The organism is uncultured Thiodictyon sp. (assembly GCF_903828115.1).
Taxonomy (GTDB): Bacteria; Pseudomonadota; Gammaproteobacteria; order Chromatiales; family Chromatiaceae; genus Thiodictyon.
Window position 1 is genome coordinate 1 of the sequence record NZ_CAIKKU010000479.1, and the last position, 2,585, is coordinate 2,585.

The window sequence follows — 2,585 nt, forward strand, 5'->3', positions numbered from 1 at the left end:
ATCTCATACCGTTCTTTCAGCCGCTCGATTATTTTCTTGCATCCCGTACCCTGAACTTCGTCCAACACCGGCTTCACCGCCTCGATCAACCCGCCGCGCTTCGCCTCGATGAGGATGCCGACCACTCCGACACTGCGGATGCCCATGCCAACCTTCCTCGCTCATCGCCTAGAGACCCGCACGCAGGGTCGCCAGATCGTCGTCCAGGGTGTGCTCCGGATAGCTCAGATCGACGCCCTCGGTGCTCAGCAGGCGCTGAAACTCGATCTCCGACAGACGGGTCATCTTGCAGCCGTGGCCGACCGTGATCCGGCCGTGCCGATAGAGCGCGACGGCAAGCTCCCGCAGCAGGACATCCTCGGTGAGACCCGGATCGGCGATGGCCTCTTCAGGGATGGATAATTGCATTGGGGTTGATCAGGCTTTGGTACGGGATGCCGACCTCCTCGGAGATGCCCTTGAAGTAGGCGATGGCGTCTTCATCGATGCGGATGGTGATCTGTTTCTTCAGTTGAGCGGCGTAGGGGTTCTTTCTCGACTTGGAGAAGTCGTATTCTTCGCGCATGTTGCACCTGTCAGGGATAAGACTGCGACTCGAAGCGAATCTTGCTCATCCGCGTAGCTTAACTACGTTGTAGTTGGTTCACAACATCTTCCGGGTCCTCACCCGGCCCGCCGCAAGGCCCGCGACGAATTTCGCAACCCCGCCTTTGGCGCAACCCCCGACCCGTGGCACAATCCCGGGCCCCAAGGCGAGGCGAGGCCCGATTTCACCCGTGACCATGTACCCGACTGACCTGTGGACCCTGGACCAGTGGCTCGCCTGGCAGGGCACGCTGACCCCGAATCGGATGGAGTTCGGCCTCACGCGCGTGCGCGAGGTCTGGTCGCGGCTGGGCCCCGCCAGGCTGGAGTGCCCGGTCATCACGGTCGGGGGCACCAACGGCAAGGGCTCCTGCGTCGCCTTCCTCGAGGCCATGGCCCAGGCGGCCGGCTACAGCACCGGCTGCTACAGTTCCCCGCACCTGCTGCGCTACAACGAGCGGGTGCGCATCGCTGGTGCCGAGGTGAGCGATGCGCTGCTGTGCGCGGCCTTCGCCCGCGTGGATCAGGCCCGCGGGGCCGTGCCGCTGACCTATTTCGAGTTCGGCACCCTGGCCGCGTTGGACCTCTTCGTGCGCGCCGCGCCGGACCTGGTGGTCCTGGAGGTGGGGCTGGGCGGGCGGCTCGACGCGGTGAATCTGATCGATGCGGATTGTTCGGTGGTGACCTCCATCGGCCACGACCATACCGCCTGGCTCGGCGAGACGCTGGATCTGATCGCCGGCGAGAAGGCCGGGATCTTCCGCGCCGGCCGCCCGGCGGTGATCGGCCAGCCGAACGCCCCCGCGGCCCTGCGCGCGGCGGCCCTGGCGCTCGGTGCCCGGGTGCTGCAGGTGGGCGCGGAACTGGGCTGCGCAGCGGCCCCGGAGGGCGGCGGCTGGGTCTGGTCGGGGCCGGACGGGGAGCGCCTGTCATTGCCGGCCCCGGCCATGCGCGGGACCTTTCAGCACCACAATGCCGCCGCGGCCATCGCGGCCCTGCGCGGTCTGCGCGCCCGGCTCCCGGTGCCGGTCAGCGCCATCCGTGCCGGTCTCGGGCGCGCCCGCCTGGCGGGCCGCTTCCAGGTCTTCCCCGGGGAGGTCACCTGGGTCCTGGACGTGGCGCACAACCACGAGGCGGCCCTGGCCCTGGCGGAGAATCTGCGCGCCTTCAAGTGCCCCGGCAAGGTGCGGGCGGTGTTCGGCGTGCTGGCCGACAAGGCGCCCGAGGCGGTGGCCGGACCCCTGTGCCCACTGGTGGACGCCTGGTACCTGACGGCGAGTGCAGACGCCCGCGCCATGTCGGCGGCGCTGCTGGCGCAGCGGCTGCAGGGCGTCCTGCCGGACGCCGGTACTACGGTGCTCCCGACTGTTGAGGAGGCACTGGCGGCGGCCTTGGCGGCGTCGGTCGCGGGGGACGCGGTCCTGGTCTTCGGTTCATTCACTACGGTGGGCGAGGCACTGCGCGTCAGGGGCGGGTGAGTTTCCCCCATGCTGGTATACTTAGGCGCCGGGCGCTGGGGCGCCGGTGGTTCCTTGCGATCGACTGCCGCGCGCACACCTGGCAGGCCGTGATGCTGCCCCGCGGCGAGCGGTTTTTTGCGTCCCTTTACGGACTAACACCCTTTTTCGGTTCGTGCCGTGCGGCGCGGCCCGCGGAGTCGAGGCGTGATGCGAGAAGGTGCCAAACAACGGTTGATCGGGGCCGTGGTGATCGTCGCCTTGGCGGTGATCTTCGTCCCCATGCTGTTCGAGCCGCAGTCGCTGGACGGTCTGCCGCCGATTCAACAGTCCATCCCGCGCCCGCCGCCCTTCGACCCGGCGGTGAAGACCGAGGTCTTTCTGGGGCCGCAGGACTCGGGCGTGGGGGGGCTCCCGGAGTCGGGCGCGACCGTCTCCCAGCCCCTGGCGCTGCCCCCGCCGGGGGAACCGGTGCGCCCCGCCGCCGGTGCAGCCGAGCCCGCGGCGGCCGGCACGGCGACGGTGAAGCCCGCGGCGGGCGCA

4 protein-coding genes and 1 pseudogene are annotated in these 2,585 nt (G+C 69.2%); 2 read left to right on the top strand and 3 right to left on the bottom strand.

The window, feature by feature from the left end; genetic code table 11:
- The 3 genes from QZY48_RS34875 to QZY48_RS17585 all read right to left on the bottom strand — a co-directional run.
- A partial coding sequence (locus QZY48_RS34875; RefSeq protein WP_366929722.1) for a DUF3368 domain-containing protein occupies positions 1–146 on the bottom strand: 146 nt, incomplete at its 3' end.
- A 22-nt stretch (positions 147–168) separates the two neighbouring features.
- Positions 169–408 (bottom strand): UPF0175 family protein, encoded by a 240-nt coding sequence (locus QZY48_RS17580; protein ID WP_295433416.1) that lies wholly within the window; start codon positions 406–408, stop codon positions 169–171.
- Positions 389–565 carry a BrnA antitoxin family protein gene (locus QZY48_RS17585; protein WP_295433418.1) on the bottom strand — a complete coding sequence of 59 codons (177 nt, stop codon included), beginning with the start codon at positions 563–565 and terminating at the stop codon, positions 389–391. The genes QZY48_RS17580 and QZY48_RS17585 overlap by 20 nt, the downstream gene beginning before the upstream one ends.
- A 217-nt stretch (positions 566–782) precedes the next feature.
- On the opposite strand from QZY48_RS17585, the gene folC reads away from it, so the two are divergent.
- Both folC and QZY48_RS17595 read left to right on the top strand, forming a co-directional pair.
- Positions 783–2,063 (top strand): bifunctional tetrahydrofolate synthase/dihydrofolate synthase, encoded by a 1,281-nt coding sequence (gene folC, locus QZY48_RS17590; RefSeq protein WP_295433421.1) that lies wholly within the window; start codon positions 783–785, stop codon positions 2,061–2,063.
- 189 nt (positions 2,064–2,252) lie between these two features.
- Positions 2,253–2,585: pseudogene (locus tag QZY48_RS17595) on the top strand (hypothetical protein); the annotation flags it as partial.